Origin of the sequence: Streptomyces sp. NPDC097617, from assembly GCF_044761485.1 — a bacterium.
Lineage (GTDB): Bacteria > Actinomycetota > Actinomycetes > Streptomycetales > Streptomycetaceae > Streptomyces.
This window is the reverse complement of record NZ_JBIWCL010000006.1, coordinates 123,931-144,696: the sequence shown is the minus strand read 5'-3', so window position 1 is coordinate 144,696 and position 20,766 is coordinate 123,931. Positions and strand designations below refer to the sequence as shown.

18 protein-coding genes are annotated in these 20,766 nt (G+C 72.7%); 12 read left to right on the top strand and 6 right to left on the bottom strand.

All coding sequences use genetic code 11. From position 1 onward, the window contains the following. The first annotated feature begins 5 nt into the window (after window positions 1-5). From ACIQZO_RS13280 to ACIQZO_RS13265, 4 genes are all read left to right on the top strand, one after another. Window positions 6-1,916 (top strand): biotin carboxylase N-terminal domain-containing protein, encoded by a 1,911-nt coding sequence (locus ACIQZO_RS13280; RefSeq protein ID WP_403624602.1) that lies wholly within the window; start codon window positions 6-8, stop codon window positions 1,914-1,916. After that, on the top strand, window positions 1,913-3,073 hold the full coding sequence (locus tag ACIQZO_RS13275) for an acyl-CoA dehydrogenase family protein (RefSeq protein WP_403624599.1): 1,161 nt from the start codon (window positions 1,913-1,915) through the stop codon (window positions 3,071-3,073). Before ACIQZO_RS13280 ends, ACIQZO_RS13275 begins: the two co-directional genes overlap by 4 nt. Before the next feature lie 170 nt (window positions 3,074-3,243). Then, the gene (locus tag ACIQZO_RS13270; RefSeq protein ID WP_403624596.1) at window positions 3,244-3,981 is read left to right on the top strand and encodes an enoyl-CoA hydratase family protein; all 738 of its coding nucleotides are present in this window, start codon (window positions 3,244-3,246) and stop codon (window positions 3,979-3,981) included. Further along, the gene (locus ACIQZO_RS13265; RefSeq protein ID WP_403624593.1) at window positions 3,969-4,556 is read left to right on the top strand and encodes a TetR/AcrR family transcriptional regulator; all 588 of its coding nucleotides are present in this window, start codon (window positions 3,969-3,971) and stop codon (window positions 4,554-4,556) included. The genes ACIQZO_RS13270 and ACIQZO_RS13265 overlap by 13 nt, the downstream gene beginning before the upstream one ends. 67 nt (window positions 4,557-4,623) lie before the next feature. Here ACIQZO_RS13265 and ACIQZO_RS13260 read toward each other — a convergent pair whose 3' ends face one another. Continuing rightward, the gene (locus tag ACIQZO_RS13260) at window positions 4,624-5,730 is read right to left on the bottom strand and encodes a citrate synthase 2 (protein ID WP_398668737.1); all 1,107 of its coding nucleotides are present in this window, start codon (window positions 5,728-5,730) and stop codon (window positions 4,624-4,626) included. A gap of 200 nt (window positions 5,731-5,930) precedes the next feature. Between ACIQZO_RS13260 and pdxH the strand changes: the two genes are divergently transcribed. Together pdxH and ACIQZO_RS13250 are read left to right on the top strand one after the other, a co-directional pair. After that, complete coding sequence (gene pdxH / locus ACIQZO_RS13255; RefSeq protein ID WP_403624590.1) at window positions 5,931-6,593, top strand: pyridoxamine 5'-phosphate oxidase; 663 nt, start codon at window positions 5,931-5,933, stop codon at window positions 6,591-6,593. 400 nt (window positions 6,594-6,993) lie between these two features. Next, complete coding sequence (locus ACIQZO_RS13250) at window positions 6,994-8,322, top strand: PAS domain-containing protein (RefSeq protein ID WP_403624587.1); 1,329 nt, start codon at window positions 6,994-6,996, stop codon at window positions 8,320-8,322. A 29-nt stretch (window positions 8,323-8,351) separates the two neighbouring features. Here ACIQZO_RS13250 and ACIQZO_RS13245 read toward each other — a convergent pair whose 3' ends face one another. Next, window positions 8,352-9,107, bottom strand: a complete 756-nt coding sequence (locus ACIQZO_RS13245) for an SIS domain-containing protein (RefSeq protein ID WP_403624584.1) — start codon at window positions 9,105-9,107, stop codon at window positions 8,352-8,354. 257 nt (window positions 9,108-9,364) lie between these two features. Here ACIQZO_RS13245 and ACIQZO_RS13240 point away from each other — a divergent pair, with 257 nt between their 5' ends. After that, on the top strand, window positions 9,365-10,057 hold the full coding sequence (locus ACIQZO_RS13240) for a metal-dependent transcriptional regulator (protein WP_403624581.1): 693 nt from the start codon (window positions 9,365-9,367) through the stop codon (window positions 10,055-10,057). A gap of 376 nt (window positions 10,058-10,433) precedes the next feature. Continuing rightward, complete coding sequence (locus tag ACIQZO_RS13235; protein WP_403624578.1) at window positions 10,434-11,303, top strand: alpha/beta fold hydrolase; 870 nt, start codon at window positions 10,434-10,436, stop codon at window positions 11,301-11,303. 94 nt (window positions 11,304-11,397) lie between these two features. Here ACIQZO_RS13235 and ACIQZO_RS13230 read toward each other — a convergent pair whose 3' ends face one another. The 3 genes from ACIQZO_RS13230 to ACIQZO_RS13220 form a co-directional block, all read right to left on the bottom strand. Then, complete coding sequence (locus tag ACIQZO_RS13230) at window positions 11,398-13,086, bottom strand: transporter (RefSeq protein ID WP_403624576.1); 1,689 nt, start codon at window positions 13,084-13,086, stop codon at window positions 11,398-11,400. Continuing rightward, the gene (locus ACIQZO_RS13225) at window positions 13,083-13,925 is read right to left on the bottom strand and encodes an ABC transporter ATP-binding protein (RefSeq protein ID WP_403624573.1); all 843 of its coding nucleotides are present in this window, start codon (window positions 13,923-13,925) and stop codon (window positions 13,083-13,085) included. The genes ACIQZO_RS13230 and ACIQZO_RS13225 overlap by 4 nt, the downstream gene beginning before the upstream one ends. Window positions 13,926-14,056: 131 nt before the next feature. After that, window positions 14,057-14,737: a bifunctional DNA primase/polymerase gene (locus ACIQZO_RS13220; RefSeq protein ID WP_403624571.1), complete on the bottom strand. Its 681-nt coding sequence runs from the start codon at window positions 14,735-14,737 to the stop codon at window positions 14,057-14,059. Window positions 14,738-14,959: 222 nt separating this feature from the next. On the opposite strand from ACIQZO_RS13220, the gene ACIQZO_RS13215 reads away from it, so the two are divergent. Continuing rightward, window positions 14,960-16,339, top strand: a complete 1,380-nt coding sequence (locus ACIQZO_RS13215) for a transcriptional regulator (protein ID WP_403624568.1) — start codon at window positions 14,960-14,962, stop codon at window positions 16,337-16,339. Window positions 16,340-16,454: 115 nt separating this feature from the next. Continuing rightward, on the top strand, window positions 16,455-17,738 hold the full coding sequence (locus ACIQZO_RS13210; RefSeq protein ID WP_403624565.1) for a hypothetical protein: 1,284 nt from the start codon (window positions 16,455-16,457) through the stop codon (window positions 17,736-17,738). A 39-nt stretch (window positions 17,739-17,777) separates the two neighbouring features. On the opposite strand, the gene ACIQZO_RS13205 is transcribed toward ACIQZO_RS13210, so the two are convergent. After that, window positions 17,778-19,073 carry an ABC transporter substrate-binding protein gene (locus ACIQZO_RS13205; RefSeq protein WP_403624562.1) on the bottom strand — a complete coding sequence of 432 codons (1,296 nt, stop codon included), beginning with the start codon at window positions 19,071-19,073 and terminating at the stop codon, window positions 17,778-17,780. Window positions 19,074-19,270: 197 nt separating this feature from the next. On the opposite strand from ACIQZO_RS13205, the gene ACIQZO_RS13200 reads away from it, so the two are divergent. Continuing rightward, window positions 19,271-19,717, top strand: coding sequence for a hypothetical protein (locus ACIQZO_RS13200; protein WP_403625027.1), 447 nt, complete (start codon window positions 19,271-19,273; stop codon window positions 19,715-19,717). A gap of 14 nt (window positions 19,718-19,731) precedes the next feature. Next, entirely contained in the window at window positions 19,732-20,610 is an 879-nt protein-coding gene (gene purU / locus ACIQZO_RS13195; protein ID WP_403624559.1) for a formyltetrahydrofolate deformylase, read from the top strand. Window positions 20,611-20,766: the final 156 nt, after the last annotated feature.

Below are 20,766 nucleotides of genomic sequence, written 5' to 3'. Positions count from 1 at the left end.
CGCACATGACGAACCTGACCTCCCTCCTCGTCGCGAACCGCGGAGAGATCGCCGTCCGGATCTTCCGCACCGCCCGCGCCCTGGGCCTGGCCACCGTCGCCGTCCACTCCGACCCGGACGCCGAAGCCCTGCACGTGCGCGACGCCGACGCGGCCGTACGGCTGCCCGGCGCGGCCCCCGCCGACACCTACCTGCGCGGCGACCTGATCATCAAGGCCGCCCTCGCCGCCGGCGCCGACGCCGTGCACCCCGGCTACGGCTTCCTCTCCGAGAACGCCGACTTCGCCCGCGAGGTCCTGGCCGCGGGACTCACCTGGATCGGCCCGCCCCCCGAGGCCATCGAGGCCATGGCCTCCAAGACCCGGGCCAAGGAACTGATGCGCGCCGCCGGGGTGCCGCTCCTCGACCCCGTCGACCCGGCCGCGGCCACCCCCGCCGACCTTCCCCTCCTCCTCAAGGCCGCGGCCGGCGGTGGCGGCCGCGGCATGCGCGTGGTCCGCGATCTCGACCAGCTCAAGGAGGCGCTCGACGCTGCCGTCGCCGAGGCCCGCTCGGCCTTCGGCGACGGCGAGGTCTTCGCCGAGCCCTATGTGGAACGCGGCCGCCACGTCGAGGTGCAGATCCTCGCCGACGCCCACGGCACCGTCTGGGCGCTGGGTACCCGCGACTGCTCCCTCCAGCGCCGGCACCAGAAGGTCATCGAGGAAGCTCCCGCACCGGGGCTGCCCCAAGCCCTGCGGGAGAGCCTGCACGCCGCTGCCGTGGCCGCCGCCCGAGCCGTCTCGTACGAGGGCGCGGGCACGGTCGAGTTCCTCGTCACCGACGACGGCCGCCCCTACTTCCTGGAGATGAACACCCGCCTCCAGGTCGAACACCCCGTCACCGAAGCCGTCTTCGGCCTGGACCTCGTCGCCCTCCAACTGCGGGTCGCCGAGGGCGTGGCCCTGCCCCCGGAGCCCCCGCGGCCCACCGGCCACGCCGTCGAGGCCCGCCTCTACGCCGAGGACCCCGCCCAGGACTGGCGCCCGCAGACCGGCGCCCTGCACACCCTCACCATCCCCGGCGAGGTCCGCGTCGACACCGGCTTCACCGACGGGGACACCGTCGGCATCCACTACGACCCCATGCTCGCCAAGGTCGTCGCCCACGCCCCCACCCGCGCCGAGGCCGTCCGGGCCCTCGCCCACGCCCTCGCCGGAGCCCGCATCCACGGGCTCACCACCAACCGCGAGCTCCTCGTACGCTCCCTGCGGCACCCGGAGTTCACCGCCGGGCAGCTCGACACCGGCTTCTACGAACGCCACCTCGACGCCCTCACCCACGACGCCCCGGACGCCACCGCGGCCGCCCTCGCCGCCGCCCTCGCCGAAGCGGCCCCCGCCGCGGACGCCCCCCTCGCCGCCCGCCTGGGCGGCTGGCGCAACGTCCGCTCCCAACCGCAGACCCGCCGCTACACCGCGGCCGGTACCGAGTACGAGGTCCAGTACCACCCGGTGAACCACCCCGGGATCCGGGTCCTGGCCGCCACCCCCGCCCTCGTCACCCTCGAAGTCGGGGGCATCCGGCGGGCGTTCCACGTGAAACAAAATTCGAACAAGACCGAGATCTACGTGGACTCCGCCCTCGGAGCCCACACCTTCACCCGCGTGCCCCGCTTCCCGGACCCCCAGGACCGCACGGAACCGGGCTCGCTGCTCGCCCCCATGCCCGGCACCGTCGTCCGCGTCGCCGAGGGCCTGGCCCCCGGCAGCGCCGTCACCGCCGGCCGGCCCCTGCTCTGGCTGGAGGCCATGAAGATGGAGCACCGCATCCTCGCTCCCGCCTCCGGCACGCTCACCGCGCTCCACGTCGCCACCGGCCAACAGGTCGAGTTCGGCGCCCTGCTCGCCGTAGTCCAGGAGGAACCGCAAGCATGAGCTCCGTCATCGAAACCGAAGAGCACCAGGCCCTGCGCACCGCCGTCGCCGCCCTCGGGCAGCGCTACGGCCGCGAGTACCTCGCCCGCGTCGCCCGCGAGGGCGGCCACCCCGACGAGCTGTGGGCCGACGCCGGGAAGCTCGGCTACCTCGGGGTCAACCTCCCAGAGGAGTACGGCGGCGGAGGCGGCGGCATCGCCGAACTCTCCATCGTCCTCGAAGAACTCGGGGCCGCGGGCTGCCCCCTGCTCATGATGGTCGTCTCGCCCGCCATCTGCGGCACGGTCATCGCCCGCTTCGGCACCGAGGCCCAGAAGCAGGCCTGGCTGCCGGGCCTCGCCGACGGCAGCCGCACCATGGCCTTCGGCATCACCGAACCCGACGCCGGATCCAACTCCCACCGGATCACCACCACGGCCCGCCGCGACGGCGACGACTGGATCCTCACCGGCCGCAAGGTCTTCATCTCCGGCGTGGACATCGCCGACGCCACCCTCATCGTCGGCCGCACCGAGGACGCCCGCACGGGCAGCCTGAAGCCCTGCCTGTTCATCGTGCCCCGCGATGCGCCCGGCTTTGGCCGCACCGTCATCGACATGGAACTCCAGGCGGCGGAGAAGCAGTTCGAGCTCACCCTGGACGAGGTGCGGCTGCCCGGCTCCTCCCTCGTCGGCGACGAGGACGCGGGCCTGCTCCAGCTGTTCGCCGGTCTCAACCCCGAGCGGATCATGACGGCCGCCTTCGCCATCGGGATGGGCCGCCACGCCCTGGCCAAGGCCGTGGACTACGCGAAGACCCGCCAGGTGTGGAAGCAGCCCATCGGCTCGCACCAGGCCGTGGCGCACCCGCTGGCCCAGGCGCACATCGAGCTGGAACTGGCCCGCCTGATGATGCAGAAGGCTGCCCGCCTGTATGACGCGGGGGACGACATGGGGGCGGGCGAGGCGGCGAACATGGCGAAGTACGCGGCGGGTGAGGCGTGCGTGCGGGCGGTGGACCAGTCGGTCCACACTCTCGGCGGCAACGGCCTCACCCGCGAGTACGGCCTCGCCTCCCTGATCACCGCGTCCCGCGTGGCCCGCATCGCCCCGGTCAGCCGGGAGATGATCCTCAACTTCATCTCCCACCAGACCCTGGGCCTCCCCAAGTCCTACTGACGGTGTGCGGTACGCGGCCCGGCCGGTGTGGTGGCTGGTGTGGTGTGCCGGGCCCTGCCCGCACCCGGGCAGGGGCGGCCCGCGCAGCGCACCGCACCCGCGTACCCTCCCGGAAGGACCACGCCCGGGTCTGCCGGGGAAACCCCACCGCACACCGCTCCGGAGGAGACATGGCCCCACTCGTGCACGCCGCCCAGGCGACCGGCATCGCCACCCTCACCCTGGACTCCCCGGGCAACCGCAACGCCCTCTCCGCCGGCCTCGTCGCAGAACTCCGCGCCGCCCTCGCCTCCGCGGCCGCGGACCCCGCCGTCCGGGCGGTCGTCCTCACCCACACCGGGAACACCTTCTGCGCCGGGGCCGACCTCAAGTCCCCCTGCGACCCGGCCCACTTCGTGGCGCTGCTGCGCGAGACGGCCGAGCTGGCCAAGCCCGTGGTCGCCCGGGTCACCGGTCACGTGCGCGCCGGCGGCCTCGGGCTGCTCGGCGTCTGCGACATCGCCGCCGCCGGACCGCAGTCCTCGTACGCGTTCACCGAGACCCATCTCGGCCTCGCCCCGGCGGTGATCTCCATGCCACTGCTGCCGCGCCTCGACCCGCGGGCCGCCGCACGCTACTTCCTCACCGCCGAGGCCTTCGACGCGGCCGAGGCCGCCCGGATCGGCCTGCTCACCCTGCACGCCGAGGACGTGGACGCCGCCCTGCGGCCCGTACTCGCCGGCCTGCGCAAGGCCTCCCCGCAGGGGCTGGCCGCGACCAAGGCGCTGACGGCCGCCGCCGTACGCGAGGCGCTCGTGCGCGACGGCTCCCGGCTCACCGAGCTGTCCGCGGGACTGTTCGCCTCGGACGAGGCCCGCGAGGGCATCACCGCCCGCTTCGAGCGCCGGGAACCGTCATGGTCGCTGTGACCGGCCCCAAGCAGGCGCGCAGCCGCGTCACCCGCCGCCACCTCCTGGAGGCGGCCGTGTCCTGCCTGGCGGAGCACGGTTGGGCCGGTTCGACCGTCTCGGTCGTCGCCGAACGGGCCGGGGTCTCGCGCGGTGCCGCCCAGCACCACTTCCCGACCCGCGAGGACCTGTTCACCGCGGCCGTCGAGTACGTCGCCGAGGAGCGCTCCACCGCCCTGCGCGAGCTGTTCCACGCCGGCCCGGCCGACCGTCCGGCCGCGGTGGAGGCGCTCGTCGACCTGTACACCGGCGCGCTCTTCCGGGCCGCGCTCCAGCTGTGGGTGGCGGCCTCCAACGAGGAGCAACTGCGCCCGCAGGTCACCGAGCTGGAGGCCAGGGTCGGCCGCGAGACGCACCGCATCGCCGTCGAGCTGCTGGGCGCGGACGAGTCGGTGCCGGGCGTACGGGAGACCGTGCAGGGCCTGCTGGACATGGCACGGGGCCTGGGCCTGGCCAACGTGCTGACCGACGACACGGCGCGCCGGGCCCGGGTGGTGGCCCAGTGGTCGCGCATCCTCGACGCGGCCCTGGGCTGAGGCGCGGGAACGCCGAGGGCGCCGCACCCCGCGAGCGGGATGCGGCGCCCTCGGCGACAGCCGACCGCTACGCGGTCTCGGCGATGTCCGCGTAGCCCTCGATCTCCTGCGGGTTGCGCCGCCCCGGCCCGATGTAGCGGGCCGACGGCCGCACCAGGCGGCCCGTGCGCTTCTGCTCCAGGATGTGCGCCGACCAGCCGGCGGTACGGGCGCAGCTGAACATCGAGGTGAACATGTGCGCCGGGACCTCGGCGAAGTCCAGCATGATCGCGGCCCAGAACTCCACGTTCGTGGCGAGGACCCGGTCGGGGCGGCGCGCGTGCAGTTCCTCCAGCGCGGCCTTCTCCAGTGCGGCGGCCACCTCGTAGCGCGGCGCGTCCAGCTCCTTGGCCGTGCGCCGCAGCACGCGGGCGCGCGGGTCCTCGGCGCGGTAGACGCGGTGCCCGAAGCCCATCAGCCGCTCGCCCTTGTCGAGGGCCTTCTTCACGTACGCCACGGCGTCGCCGGTGCGCTCGATCTCCTCGATCATGCCGAGGACGCGGGACGGCGCCCCGCCGTGCAGCGGGCCCGACATGGCGCCGACCGCGCCGGACAGCGCCGCGGCGACGTCCGCGCCGGTCGAGGCGATCACCCGTGCGGTGAAGGTGGAGGCGTTCATGCCGTGCTCGGCGGCGGAGGTCCAGTAGGCGTCGACGGCCTTGACGTGCCGCGGGTCGGGCTCGCCCCGCCAGCGGATCATGAACCGCTCGACCACGGACTCGGCCTTGTCGATCTCCCGCTGCGGCACCATGGGCAGGCCCTGGCCGCGGGCGGACTGGGCGACGTACGACAGCGCCATCACGGCCGCGCGCGCGAGGTCGTCGCGGGCGGTCTCCACGTCGATGTCCAGCAGCGGCTTCAGGCCCCACACGGGGGCGAGCATGGCGAGCGCGGACTGGACGTCGACGCGGATGTCACCGGAGTGGACCGGAATGGGGAAGGGCTCGGCGGCAGGCAGGCCGGGGTTGAAGGCACCGTCGACCAGCAGGCCCCAGACGTTCCCGAAGGAGACGTGGCCGACGAGGTCTTCGATGTCGACGCCCCGGTAGCGGAGCGACCCGCCTTCCTTGTCGGGCTCGGCGATCTCCGTCTCGAACGCGACGACCCCTTCGAGCCCGGGTACGAAGTCGGACATCAGGCGGCTCCTCAGATAGTGCGAACACGCGCGGCTCCCGGCGTGACTCGCGGTCCGGCGCGGTCATCCCCGTTGATGCCCGGCACGGCCGTCGGTCACCCACTCGGGGACCTTCGGACCGGCCCCAAGATTTTGGCCGTTCCGCCCCGGCTGCGGAAGCGTGACATACGGCACACCGTCACCGGTCCCGCTGGGGCAGGATGGCCAGCGTGACCGATCAGGACATTGACCCCGCCACGATGCGCTTGCAGTACCGCTCGGAGATCGTCGACGAGGGGAGTCTCGCCGAGAATCCGATGGACCAGTTCGCCCTCTGGTTCCAGCAGGCCGCCGACTCCCGCCTCTTCGAACCGAACGCCATGGTCGTATCGACGGCCACCCCCGACGGACGTCCCAGCTCGCGGACGGTGCTGATGAAGCAGTTCGACGGCCGGGGCTTCGTCTTCTTCACCAATTACGCCTCCCGCAAGGGCCGCGAGGTGGCCGAGAACCCGCACGTCGCGCTGCTCTTCCCGTGGCACCCCATCGCCCGTCAGGTGATCGTCACCGGTACGGCGGCCAGGATCGGCCGCGACGAGACGGCGGCGTACTTCCGCTCGCGCCCGCACGGCTCGCAGCTGGGCGCCTGGGCGAGCGAGCAGTCCAGCGTGATCGGCTCCCGCGGCGAGCTGGACCGCCGGTACGCGGAGCTGGAGGCCCGCTACCCGGAGGGCGAGCAGGTGCCGGTCCCGCCGGAGTGGGGCGGCCTGCGCGTGGTGCCGGAGGCGGTGGAGTTCTGGCAGGGCCACGAGAACCGCCTGCACGACCGGCTGCGCTACACCCGGGACGGGGACGAGTGGCACGTCGAGCGGCTCTGCCCGTAGGCGGGGTCCGCCCGGGCCGGGGAACGCAGGCGACCCGCGGGCTCTGGTCTCTCCCCTGCAGTGGGAGAAGCCGGCCGGACGTACCGGCGAGCCCGCGGGTCGGGTGACTGCTTGGGATGGGCGCCTGGCGATCCCGCCGGGCACCGCACTGGGTGCGTGCGACGACGGGCGTTTAGCCCGCAGTCACCTCACGCGTCCGGTTTCCGTACATTTCGGGAACCACCTCCCTTCTCGTGTACGGCAGAGCCTAGGAGCACCCGCGGCGGGGCACAAGCAAATATTTCTCCGGACCCGAAATGGATCATTACCGGACATTCGGGGGAATGGGGTGTGGGCTGCGTCACGTTCCAGTTCAATGATCTGACGTGCCGCACACGCGAACACCTGCAGGGGGTGCCAGGTGACTGCTTTCGGACGTAACGAGGCCACCGACGATCTGCTCGCAGCGCTGCTGGACGGGATGGACGCCGCACTGTGCGCGTTCGACTCCGACGGGGTGATCACCCACTGGAACCGCGAGGCCGAGCGGATCCTCGGCTGGACCGCCACCGAGGCCGTGGGGCGCAGGGGCTTCGAAGGATGGGCGGTACGGGCCGCCGACGCGCACGACATCCAGGACGGGCTGATGGCCGCCCAGCACCTGTCCGGCCGCCAGGTGAACGAGTTCGCGCTGCTGACCAAGGACGGCGGCCGCGTCCTCGTACGGACCCAGTCCGCGGGAGTACCTGGCGCCGACGGGAAGCCCGCCGGCGTGTACTGCGCCTTCACCGAGGTGCACGCCCAGATCGACCTGGAACGCTCCATCGCCCTGAGCGAGGCCCTGATGGACGACGCCTCGTGGGGTGTCGTCCTGGTCGATGTCGACCTGCGGCCCGCCGTGGTCAACGGGCACGCCGCGCAGGCCTTCGGGACCGGCCGCACCGCGCTGCTCGGCCGGCCGCTCGGGGAGCTGCTGACCCAGGGCGTCGAGGAGCTGGAGGGCGCCCTCCAGCACGTGCTGGCCGAGGGGGCCCCGCCCGCGCCCGTGGAGGTGTGGGTGTCGGTGCGCACCCCGGAGGGCGAGCGGCGCAGGTGTTGGCGGTGCGGGTTCCTGCGGCTGGCCTCCCCGCTCGCGGAGGAGCCCGTACCGCTGGGGGTGGGCTGGCTGTTCCAGGACGTCACCGAGGCCCGTCAGGAGCAGCTGGACACCGCGCAGCTCAGGTTCCGCGCGCACCAGCTCCACCGTGCGGGCCGGGCCGCCGCCGAGTGCGAGGACCCGGCCGAGGCCGCCGCCGTCCGCCTGGACTTCGCCCTGGCCGGTTTCGCCGAGCAGGCGCTGCTGGACGTACTGGACCCGTCGGCCGACCCCGAGCGGCGAAGGCTCGTGCGGTCGGCCGCGTCGCCGCCGGTGCTGCCGGGCCCCGGGTCGATCCCCGTGCGCTACGCGGCCGGGCACCCGGCGCTGCAAGCACTGGACCGGATGGGCTCGGTGCGGACCAGTGCTCCGCGCGGGGAGCCGGACGCGCAGTGGGCGCGGGCCCGCCAGTGGCCCGAGGGCGCGGCGCACGTGCTGTGCACGGTGCTGCGGAGCCGGGGCCGGACCCTGGGCGCGCTGACGTTCCTGCGCGGGCCCTCGCGGCCGGCCTTCGAGCGCGCGGACGCGGAGTACGCGGAGGAGGTGGCGGCCCGCGTCGCGGCCGACCTGGACCTCGCGGCGGGTCCTGTCGGCCCGGACAGGGCGACCTCCTAGTCCGGGCCGCCCCGGAGGCCGGGCCGTCTCTAGTGGCGGAAGAAGATCCGGTCGCCGTACTGCTGCATCACGCGGCCGTTCCACTCGTGGCCGCCGTCGACGTTGCCCGAACGCAGCAGCGGGGGCTCCAGCCCGCGGGCGGCGAGTTCGCCGGCCGCTGCCGCCATGACCGCCTGCATGATCGCGCTGGTCACGACGGTGGAGGCGGGGGCGAAGGGCGCGTCGATGCCGTCGATGCTCAGCTCGGCGTCGCCGACCGCGATCTTGCTGTCGAGGACCACGTCGCAGTGGTCCTTGAGGAAGGTGCCGGAGACGTGCCGGGACTTGGTCTCCGTCGCGTACGCCACCGAGGTCACTCCGATGACCTTGAGGCCGATGGCACGGGCGTTCATCGCCATCTCGACGGGCAGGGCGTTGCGCCCGGAGAGGGAGATGATCACGAGGACGTCGCCGTCGGAGGCGGGGCTGCTGTCGAGCACGGCGCCGGCCAGTCCGTCGACCCGTTCCAGGGCGCTGCCGAGGGTCGCGGGCATGACGTCGATGCCGACGGTGCCGGGGACGGCGAGGAAGTTCATCAGGGCCAGGCCGCCGGCACGGTAGACGACGTCCTGGGCGGGCAGCGAGGAGTGCCCGGCACCGAAGGCGAAGAGCCGGTTGCCGGCGGCGACCGCGTCGGCGACGAGGGAGCCGGCCTCCGCGATCCGCGGGGCCTCCTCGTCGCGCACCCGCTCCAGCAGACCGATGGCGGCATCGAAGAACTGACCGGCCAGCTTGCTCTCGCTCATACGCCGATGGCCCTTCCGGGGGTGGGGGAGCGTCCGTGTCCGCCGCTCACCGTGCGGTCTGGACCAAGGGCGTGTCAATACGAACGTCAATCCCGGTCCGAACGCGCCGGTCGCGCGCCCCGGACATCCCGGGGCGATCTTCGCGGGGACGTCCGGGAGATGTCCGGGAGCGGTCTTGACCCTCGGCACGGGACGGTTGTCGGCCGGATGCGTCAGAATTGGGGACAGGGCCAGCGCACGCAATCCGAGGGGCACGAATGTCCGGACTGATCGATACCACGGAGATGTATCTCCGCACCATCCTCGAGCTGGAAGAGGAAGGCGTGGTCCCCATGCGCGCCCGTATCGCCGAGCGGCTCGACCAGAGCGGCCCGACGGTGAGCCAGACGGTGGCGCGAATGGAGCGGGACGGCCTGGTGGCCGTCGCCAGCGACCGGCACCTGGAGCTGACGGAGGAGGGGCGCCGGCTGGCGACGCGCGTCATGCGCAAGCACCGGCTCGCGGAGTGCCTGCTCGTCGATGTCATCGGCCTGGAGTGGGAGCAGGTGCACGCCGAGGCCTGCCGCTGGGAGCACGTGATGAGCGAGGCGGTGGAGCGGCGGGTGCTGGAGCTGCTGCGTCACCCGACCGAGTCGCCGTACGGGAACCCGATCCCGGGGCTGGAGGAGCTGGGTGAGAAGGCCGAGGCGGACCCGTTCCTGGAGGAGGGCATGGTCAGCCTGTCCGAGCTCGACCCGGGGACCGAGGGCAAGACCGTGGTCATCCGGCGGATCGGTGAGCCGATCCAGACGGACGCCCAGTTGATGTATACGCTCCGGCGGGCGGGGGTACAGCCCGGCTCGGTGGTGAGTGTGACCGAGTCTCCCGGTGGTGTTCTCGTCGGCAGTGGCGGCGAGGCGGCCGAGCTGGACGTGGAGGTCGCGTCGCACGTGTTCGTGGCGAAGCGCTGACCGCGGCGCGTCGGCGCTCGCTTCGGTGGTGGCGTCGGCGGTCGAGTCGGAGCGGACCCGTCCGGTGATCCGTCTGTACGAGCCGTGGTCCCTCGGGGCCCGACCCGTACGAATGATCAGCGCTTGGTGTGGTCGGTCCCGGCGCCTTTCGGCGCCGGGACCGGTCCTCCCCTTGTGACCCGGAGCCCCGAGCTCTCAAGGTCGTCCCCTCGGACCGTCTTCCCCGAGCGGCCCGCCTCCCTGTTGAAAGGATCTCCATCGGCAGTGGCGGCCAATCCTTGAGCAAGGTCACTCGAAAGAGCGGTGTTGTGGGCGAGAAACCCGTTTTCGAATACGGGTTCGATAGTCTGGCGGGAGCGAAGGGGGTGCATCTGCGGTGGTACAGCGCGTCGATGTGACAGGGGCCGAAGGTGTGCGCCTGGCCGCCTGGGAGTTTCGCGAAGCAGAGGCCGAGCCCGACCCCCGCCCCGGGGTGCTGTTACTGCACGGCCTGATGGGCCGCGCCTTCCACTGGGCCGGAACCGCCCGCTGGCTCCGCGAGCGCCACCGCGTCGTGGCCCTGGACCAGCGCGGACACGGCCAGAGCGGCCGCCCACCCGCCGACACCCCGACCTCCCTGGGCCGCGAGGCCTTCGTGGCCGACGCCGAGGCCGCCGTCGAGCAGCTCGGTCTCGCCCCCGTGACCCTGATCGGCCATTCCATGGGCGCCCTCACCGCCTGGCAGCTCGCGGCCCGCCGCCCCGATCTCGTCGAAGCCCTGGTCATCTGCGATATGCGCGCCTCCGCTCTGGGGGCCGCCTCCCAGCAGGAATGGGAGGACTGGTTCCACCACTGGCCCCTGCCCTTCCCCACCCAGGACGCCGCCCGCCGCTGGTTCGGCGAGGACGATCCCCGGGTGGAGCGGCCCGATCCCGGCCGCGGCGCCTTCTTCGCCGAGGTCATGCACGAGGCGCAGGACGGCTGGCGCCCCCTCTTCTCCCGCAGCCAGATGCTCACCGCCCGCGAGACCTGGGTCCACGACGCGCACTGGGAGGAGCTGGCCCAGGTCCGCTGCCCGACGCTGGTGGTCCGCGGCCTGGACGGCGAACTGGGCCGGGCCGAGGCCCAGGAGATGGTCCGCGTCCTCCCGGCCGGCCAGTACGCGGAGATCCCCGACGCCGGCCACTACCTCCACTACGACCAGCCGACGGCCTGGCGCGCCGTCCTTGAACCCTTCCTCGACGGCATCAAGGCCGAAGCCCCCTGACGCAGCCTCCACGAGGTGGTCCCCGGGGCTGTCGCCGTATGACAACAGCCCCGGGGCCCTGTCAGTCGCTTGGTCAGCGGCCGGCGGCCAGTGGTCAGCCCTTGCTGACCGCGCCCAGGATCTCCGGCAGCTTGCGCGCCACCGTCGGGGCCGCGAGCCGCAGGCCCGCCCAGGCGGCCAGCAGGCCCCAGGCCATGCCGGCCGGCAGCACGATCCACGAGATGTCCCGGTGCTCGGCCACGTTGAGCCAGATCGCCAGGGCGATCACCGGCGCCGAGACCACCGCCGAGACCAGCAGCCCCGCGAAGATGCCCGCCCAGGCCAGCCCGCCCTGCCCCGGGGCGACGTTCTTGAAGGCGCCGTCCGACGGGATGGAGTACGGGAAGCGGGCCGAGGCCAGCGCCCCAGTGCAGAGCATCGAGCCCAGCAGGGCCAGGGCCACACCCGTGGCCGCCGGCAGCCCCGACCAGTCGCCGAGCACGGCGGCCGTCACCGCGGTGACGAGGACCGTGTACGGGACGGTGACCAGGGCCAGCGCGAAGGCCCGGGCGCGCAGCTCCACGTACGCGTCGTGCGTCTTGGAGATGGTCTGCGCGACCATCCAGAACGCCGAGGTGTCCTGCCCGAACTGGTTGTACATCTGCATGCCGAGCATGCCCGCGCCGAAAGAGCCGAGGTAGACGGATCCCGTGCCCTGGAGGGCGTTGAAGAGGGGAACGATCAGGCCGATCGCCAGCGCGGTCACCCAGGACGCCTTGGTCTTCGGATCGCGGACGACGTAGCGCAGCGTGCGCTGCACGGCCGCGCCCGTCCGGTCCGCGGACAGCAGGGACCACAGGCCCTTCCCGCCGCGCTCCTTCGTCGGCCGGGCGGCCGCGAGGGTCGAGCCGTCCGGGGTGACCATCAGCCGGGTCAGGCTCCGCTCCCAGAACCACAGGAGCGCGACCACGGCGGCGACGGTCAGGGCCAGTTGGGCTGCCGCCACCCCGTACGCGCCCTCGCTCGCCGAGTCCACCATGCCCACGGCGGTCGCCGGCGGCAGCCAGCGCACCACGGCCTCGACGGGCTCCAGCGTGCTCAGGCCGCCCGACTGGAACAGGCTCTGACCGGCGAAGTTGGCCAGCTGCGCGCCCACCGCGATCAGCAGGCCGCTGAGCAGGGCCAGGTCGCGCCCCTTGCGGCTGGTCAGCAGTCGCACATTGGCCGTGGCCACCGCCCGCGCGAGGGTGACGCAGCCCAGCACGAGCAGGGGCGCGGCCAGCACCGCGGCCGCCGCGCCGGCGGCGCCGCGCGCAACGGCCACCACGGAGCCGACGGCCAGGCACAGGGTGAACAGCGGCCCGATGCCGACGAGCGAGGAGGCCAGCAGGGCCCGTACGAGCGCACGCGGCCGCAGCGGCAGCATCACCAGCCGGCTCGGGTCGAGCGTCTCGTCCCCGGCGGGGAAGAACAGCGGCATGAAGGCCCAGCCGAGGGCCAGGATCGAGGCCAGCAGGACGACGACGGTGCCCGCGTGGGCGTTGCCGTGCAGCAGGGCCAGGCCGAGCGTCACGAAGAAGCCGACGACCAGGGCGAAGGCGAGCGTCCCGAAGTAGGCGGCCTTGCGCTTCGAGGAGCCCTTCAGGCCGTTGCGCAGCAGCGACAGCTTGAGGCGGACGAAGATCCGGGTCAGCGGGACCGCCGGGACGGCCGAGGCCCCGGTGCCCCCGGCCCTCCCGGTGGTCCCCGCGCTCCCGGTGGCGGACGGCGTCACGATGGAGGCCGGGTTGGCGGGCGAGGTCATCGCGATCCCGCCCCGGAGCCGCCGCCGAGCCACTCCAGCGAGTCCCCGGCCGTGTGCCGCCCCTGTGCGCCGACCAGTTCGAGGAAGGCGGCCTGCAGGGAGGGAGCGGAGCCCCGTACCTCGGCGAGCGGGCCCGCGGCACGGATCCGTCCGGCGGCCATCACGGCCACCCAGTCGCACAGCGACTCGACGAGCTCCATCACGTGGGAGGAGAAGATGACCGTGGCACCGGAGGACGTGTAGCGCTCCAGCACCCCGCGGATCGTCTGCGCCGACACCGGGTCGACGCCCTCGAACGGTTCGTCCAGGAAGAGCACCTCGGGGTTGTGCAGCAGCGCCGCCGCGAGGCCGATCTTCTTGCGCATACCGGTCGAGTAGTCCACGACCAGCTTGTGCTGCGAGCCCGCCAGGTCGAGGATCTCCAGCAGCTGCGTCGCCCGCTTGTCGGTCTCCTCGCCCGGCAGCCCCCGCATCCGGCCCATGTAGCCGAGCAGTTCGCGCCCCGACAGCCGTTCGAAGAGCCGCAGTCCCTCGGGGAGCACGCCGATGCGCGCCTTCACCTCGGTCGGGTCCGCCCACACATCGTGCCCCGCGACGTGGACCCGCCCCATGTCCGGACGCAGCAGCCCGGTCACCATCGACAGCGTGGTCGTCTTGCCCGCGCCGTTCGGGCCCACCAGGCCGATGAACCGGCCCGCGGGCAGTTCCAGATCGATTCCTGCGACGGCCACCTGGTCCCCGAACCGCTTCCACAGGCCTTCCACCCGCACGGCGGGCGGCGCGGTCGCCGCGCCACCCGTTCCGTACGTCCCACCCGTCGCATCGCCCTGGTCCGGCATGCGCCTGCCTCTCATTACGTCCCCGTTGGTCGTTCCTTCTTCACCATAGGAGGAGGGGGAGAGGCCGAGCAGTTACGTATGTCATCAGTTTCCGCCCCGCTTCGCAGGTTCGCCGGGGGCGGGGCGGCAGGTCAGCCCTGGCGGCGCTTGCGGTCCGTAGCGGCCTCGCTCCCGCAGGCGTACGCGAGCGCGTCGATCAGCTCCTCCGTGTCCGGCAGCCAGCGGTTCGTCGGCGTGGGACGCCGGGCCCACTGGACCGAGCCGCGGCCGCCGAAGCGGGTGGGCGGCGCCGCCACGTACTCGCCCTCGCCGCGCGCCACCAGGTCGATCGTGGCCGGCGGCCAGCCCAGCTTGCGCACCAGGTCGGGTACCTTGACGCCGGCGCCCGGCAGGACGAAGAACAGCATCCGGTGGTCGGGTGTGAGGGTGACCGGCCCGAGGGTGCGCTCCATCCGCTCCAGCCGCGCCAGTGCGAGGAATCCGGCCGAGTCCGGCACGTCCAGCGCGTCGAAGGTCCGGCCGGTCGGCAGCAGGATGGAGGCCTGCGGGTGCTTCGCCCAGATCCGCCTGACCTGCACCGCACTGCCGGTGGCCTGCGCCGCCCAGTCCTTCACCGCCGGGTGCGCGCCGGGCGTCGGGCAGTCCGCCGCCCCGCAGGAGCACAGCTCGCGGCCGTCCCCGGGCTCCAACCAGGTGCCGGCGAAGACATCCCAGTGCCGTTCTTCCGTGTACCGCACGGCATGGTCCAGCAGCTGCTCGCCGCGCTGCTTGGGGATGGGTGCGGTCTCCGTGACTGCGATGGTCTCTTCCACGCCCATCACAACTACCCGGGTCACCCGGGGTTACGGGCGTAAACCAAGGGGCGGGCGGAGCATCGATCCTGCATACGGGGCGCACTGATGCACGCGTGGGGGCGCGTAGGAGGCCGGGGCGCCGGAGTTGGGTAGCGACACGACGCAGAGCGGAAGATTCTCCGCACATCAGGCGGGAAGTGATCATTCCAACAGATCACCCGCGGTCAGCAGGGGGTTTTCATGGCAGCCAGGCCTCTCGTCGCCCGCCAGCCGAACGAACGGCTGCAGGCGCTCATCCAGGAAGCCGGGTGCTCCAACGCCGGGCTCGCCCGGCGCGTGAACATGTGCGGAGCCGAGCACGGTCTCGATCTCCGCTACGACAAGACCTCCGTGGCCCGGTGGCTGCGCGGCCAGCAGCCGCGGGGCCGGGCTCCCGGGATCATCGCCGAGGCCCTCGGGCGCAAGCTCGGCCGTACCGTCACCATCGACGAGATCGGCATGGCCAACGGCAAGAACCTCGCCTCCGGCGTCGGCCTGCAGTTCTCCCCGACCGTCGTCGGCGCCATCGAGCAGGTCTGCGAGCTGTGGCGCAGCGACGTCGGCCGCCGCGACTTCCTCGCGGGCTCCAGCGTGGCCGCCTCGGCGCTCGTCGAGCCGAGCCGCGACTGGCTGATCACCGGGGCCGACACCCAGGTGGCCCGCAGCGGCGGCTCGCGCGTCGGCATGCCGGACGTCGAGGCGGTCCGGGCGACCACCGAGGCCCTCAAGGAACTCGACCACCGCTTCGGCAGCGGACACGTGCGGCCGGTGGTCGTGCACTACCTCAACTCGGTGGTGTCCGGGCTGATCGGCGGCTCGTACCGGGAACCCGTCGGACGGGCCCTGTTCGCGGCGGTGGCCCGGCTCACCGAGCTCGCCGGCTACATGGCGGTGGACACGGGCCAGCCGGGTCTGGCCCAGCGCTACTACATCCAGGCGCTGCGCCTGGCCCAGGCGGCGGGGGACCGGGCGTACGGGGGCTACGTGCTCGCGGCGTCCATGAGCCACCTCGCCGCCGAACTGGGCAACCCGCGGGAGATCGCGCAGCTGGCGCGGGCCGCACAGGAGGGGACGCGGGGGCAGGTCACCCCCCGGGTCGAGGCCATGTTCTACGCGGCCGAGGCGCGCGGGCACGCGCTGCTCGGGGACACCCGGGCGACGGCGGTGCTGTCCGGGCGGGCGGTGAGCGCGCTGGAGCGGGCGGAGCCGGAGTCGGGCGACGACCCGGTGTGGATCCGCCACTTCGACGCGGCGTACCTCGCGGACGAGCTGGCGCACTGCCACCGCGACCTGGGCCAGGCGGACGCGGCGGCCAGGCGGGCGGAGGAGGCGCTGCGGGGCCTTCCGGCGGGCAAGGAGCGCCGCCGGGCCATCGGGCTGCTGCTGCTGGCGGCGGCGCAGGTGCAGCAGCGGGAGGTGGAACAGGCCTGCCTGACGGCGACGAAGGCGGCGGAACTGCTGGAGGGGCTCCGCTCGAACCGGGGGGTGGAGTACCTGGACGACTTCCGCACCCGACTGGAGCCGTACCGGGAGGAGGCGGCGGTACGCGAGTTCGCGGCGCGGCTGGAGGTGACGGCCTAGCAGCGGGGCCGGAACCGGTGGGCCGGGTTCGGGGTGGTCTCACGGTGGCGGTGCGTGACGGGGTAGCGTGACCCGACGGTTCCGTAGGGTCGGGCGAGTCGGAGAAGGAGTCCCGGTGACGCAGAGCGGACAAGGGGGCGCCCCCCAGCCGGGTGCCCCGTGGGGTCCGGACCCGGCGTCCGGGTATCCGGCGTACCCGGAGCAGGCACAGCCGCAGGCACCGCACCCCGGCGCCGCGTACGGCTACCCGCAGGCCTATCCCGGCCAGGAGGGCGCCTCCGGGCACGTGGTCGGGCCCGGATACGAGGGGCCGGGGGATCCGCACGGCTACGGCTACCCGCCGCTGCCCGAGGCCGCCACCCAGTACATCCCGCCGGTGCCCGCGGCGGCCGCGCACGACGAGGCGGCGACGCAGTACATGCCGCCCGTCCCCGCGGCTGCGCACGACGAGGCCGCGACCCAGTACATCCCGCCCGTGCCGGCCGCTCCCGCGCACGAGGAGGCGGCGACGCAGTACATACCGCCGGTCCCCGCCGTCGAGGGGTTCGACGGGCTCTTCCGCGGTGACAACGACTCCGCCGGGCACACCCAGCACATGCCGCCCGTCCAGGAGCCGGTGCTGCGGCAGCCGCCGCGGCGGCCCCAGCAGCCCCGCCCGCCGCAGCCGCAACAACCGCAGTACCAGCAGTTCCAGCAGCAGCCGCAGCACCCGCAGCAGCCCCACCCGCAGCAGCAGTACGCCCCGCCCCCGCCGCCCCCGGAGCCCGCGCGCAAGGTCTCGCCCGCGATCATCGGCGCGGTGGTCATCGGCCTGGCCGTCATCGGGCTCGGCGTCGGTTCGCTGCTCGCTGACGGCAAGCCGCAGAACAACGACCCCGGCGCGGTCGCCGGCGCCCCGACCGAGAGCGGCGGCAAGGCGGCCACCGGCGGCGAGGCTCCGGTCGACCCGGCCCGCCCGCAGGCCGTCCAGCTGGACAAGCTCCTCGCGGACAGCAACGACAGCCGGGCCTCGGTGATCAAGGCCGTGGAGGACATCAAGGGCTGCAGCAACCTCGACCAGGCGGCCTCCGACCTGCGCGATGCGGCGCGTCAGCGCGAGGAGCTCGTCACCCGCCTCCAGGAGCTGAAGCTGGACCAGCTCCCGGACCACGTCAAACTGTCCGCCTCCCTCACCAAGGCCTGGCAGTCCTCCGGGGACGCCGACGACAGCTACGCGGCCTGGGCGGACGACGTCGACGAGGACAAGTGCAAGGACGGCAAGGCCAAGGTCACCAAGAACGCCGCCGACGGCAACAAGTCGAGCGGCGAGGCGACGAAGGCCAAGGAGTCCGCCGCGACCCTGTGGAACTCGATCGCCGGCAAGTACGGCCTCACGAAGCGCGACAAGTCCCAGCTCTGATCCGGGCCGGGGCGGGCCGCGCGCCGTGCGCCGCGCGGTTCAGGCCGTGCGCGGGGCCGACTCCAGGGTCGGGGTCATGTCCAGGGACTGCTCGCCGGGCTGCGCCACGAGCCGTCCGGCCTGCACGATCTGGAAGGTGACCTGGCCGTTGACGATGCGGGGGAAGCCGGCGACGGCACGCATGTCCTGGTAGCGCCAGCTCAGGTCGGGGGTGAGGCCGCCGGTACTGATCGGCTCGGCCTCGTTCAGCGCCCGCTTGACCATGCGGCCGGTGACGGCCTCGTCCTTCTTGAAGCCCTTCAGGACCTCGCCGAGCACGGTGTACGCGATCCAGGTGGTCTGCGCGCCGCTGTCGTCCGGGTCGACGGTGTCGTCCCCGAACGCGAAGTCGGTGACGACCTTGCGCATGGGCTCCCAGACGGGGTCGGAGGCGACCGGGTACCAGCTGGTCAGGTATGCGCCCTCGAAGGGGCTCTCCTTGCCGCCCGTGCGGTCCACCAGGGACTGGCTGACGCTGCCCAGCACGGAGGAGATCTGCGGCTTCTTGCGCTGGGCGTCGGTCCGGCGGAAGGCGTCGAAGAAGGTCTCGGTGCGCTCGCCGAGGACCGCGGTGACGCAGCCCTTGTCCTTGTCCTTCTCCTTCTCCTTGCCGGTGCCGCTGGTGTGCGTGAGGGCTTCGCGGGCCTGCGGTCCGAAGTCCGCGGAGTCCTCGGCGGCCCGTATGTCGGCGGCGTCGGTCATCTTGTTGGCCCGCAGCCCGGCGTTGAGCAGGACCGGCAGTGCGTCGCCCACGAGGGTGTCGGGGCGGACCAGGGCGACCTGGTCGCAGGCGCGTCCCAGCTGGTGGCCGGCGCCGGCGATGAGGACGGGCTGGCCGCCGTTCACCGGGTAGGACAGGGGGGACTGGAACTCCTCCGAGGAGACTCCGTAGCCGCCGATGAAGGGGATGCCCTCCGCCTCCAGCGGGGCCATGAAGGCGCGCCCGTGCTGGCTGTAGGAGCCGACGACGGCGACGGCCTTCTCAGCGATGGCCTTGCGGGCGCAGTCGGCGGCGCCGGTGGGCGTGTTCTTCTCGTTGCAGGTCAGTACGCGCAGTTTGTAACCGTTGATCCCGCCCTTGGAGTTCACCCAGCGCTCGTAGGCCTTGGCCATGCCGGTCATGCCCGGCATGTTGGTCGCCTTGGTGTCCTCCGGGGCGAAGGTCATGACGGTGACGGTCCCCCCGGAGCCCCCCGAGCCCCCGGGGAGCGCCCCGCATCCGGCGATCAGGCACGTACCGATCGCCGTGGCCACCAAGGTGCGGGAGAGGGATACGGCGCGTCGCGAGATGGTCATGTCCATGCACCATTCCGCCCCACCGGTAACTGTCGAGTGAGATGGACACAACACCCGGTGACGTCCAGGTGAATTACAGGGGTGCCCTCCTGCCCCGGGCGCCTCAAGATCGCGCTGACCAGGAACGTACGATCGCAAGCGTGACATTCGCCCAAGGTTCGAAGAACTCTTCCCGCCGTGGCGGCCGCTCCTCCACCATGGGCGGCATGCCCCTCAATGACATGCCGTGGTGGCGCTGGCGCGGCAACGTGCGCTCGGCGCTGCACATGCTCTCCGATCCGGCCTTCCACGAGGACACCTGGCTGACCGGCGACGAGGCGTACGGCGACGTCACCGACGCCGTGTACCGGCTCGTCGAGGACACCTGGCTCGACAGCTGGTCCGCCGAGAAGTACGTCGGCACGATCTTCCGCGACTCGCAGGAGGCCACCCTCGTCGACCTCGCCGTGCTGCGCGTCCTGCGCATCCTCCACCAGGTCGGGCCCGACGCCCCCGTCTCCGCCTACCTGGAGCACCATGCGTGGCCCGAGGCGGTACGTGCCGCGCGCGAGGCGCACGTACGGCTGGCGGAGGCGGACGGGGACGACCCCGACGTGCGGCCCACCTCGCTGGATGTGCTGAGGATCCTCACCCGCGTGGTGTGAAAGGCTGTGCGGTCATGAGCGACCCGCACAACGAGGCCCAGGCCCAGCCCCAGTACGTCCTGACCATGTCCTGCCCCGACAAGCAGGGCATCGTGCATGCCGTGTCGAGTTACCTCTTCATGACCGGATGCAACATCGTGGACAGCCAGCAGTTCGGAGACCGCGAGACCGGGCTCTTCTTCATGCGGGTGCACTTCGAGGCCGAGCCCCCGGTGACGGTCGAGAAACTGCGCGCCAGCTTCGCGGCGATCGGCGACTCGTTCAGGATGGACTGGCAGATCCACCGCTCCGAGGAGCGCATGCGGATCATCCTCATGGTGTCCAGGTTCGGGCACTGCCTGAACGACCTGCTGTTCCGCTCGAGCATCGGCGCGCTGCCGGTCGAGATCGCGGCCGTGGTCTCCAACCACACCGACTTCACCGAGCTGGTCGGCTCGTACGACATCCCGTTCGTGCACATCCCGGTGACCAAGGATACGAAGGCAGCGGCGGAGGAGCAGCTGCTGGAGCTCGTGCGCGCCGAGAACGTCGACCTCGTGGTGCTCGCGCGGTACATGCAGGTGCTGTCCGACAAGCTGTGCACCGAGCTGAGCGGGCGGATCATCAACATCCACCACTCGTTCCTGCCGAGCTTCAAGGGCGCGAAGCCGTACCACCAGGCGCACGCGCGCGGCGTGAAGCTGATCGGCGCGACCGCGCACTACGTGACGGCCAACCTCGACGAGGGGCCGATCATCGAGCAGGAGGTCGAGCGCGTCGGCCACGAGGTGACGCCGGACCAGCTGGTGGCCATCGGGCGCGATGTGGAGTGCCAGGCGCTCGCGCGTGCGGTGAAATGGCACAGCGAGCACCGCGTGCTGCTCAACGGCGCCCGCACGGTGGTCTTCGCGTAGGGCAGCCAGTATCAGCCTCGCCGACGCTTGAGGCGCGGGGCAGCGGCCCCGGCAGCCGGCCCGCACGGGGCCGGCGCGCCTCGCACCGGGCGGTCCGGCCCGGCCGGGTCGGCGGGCCGCGCCGAGCGGTTCGGCCCGGCCGTTTGTGGCCGGGGG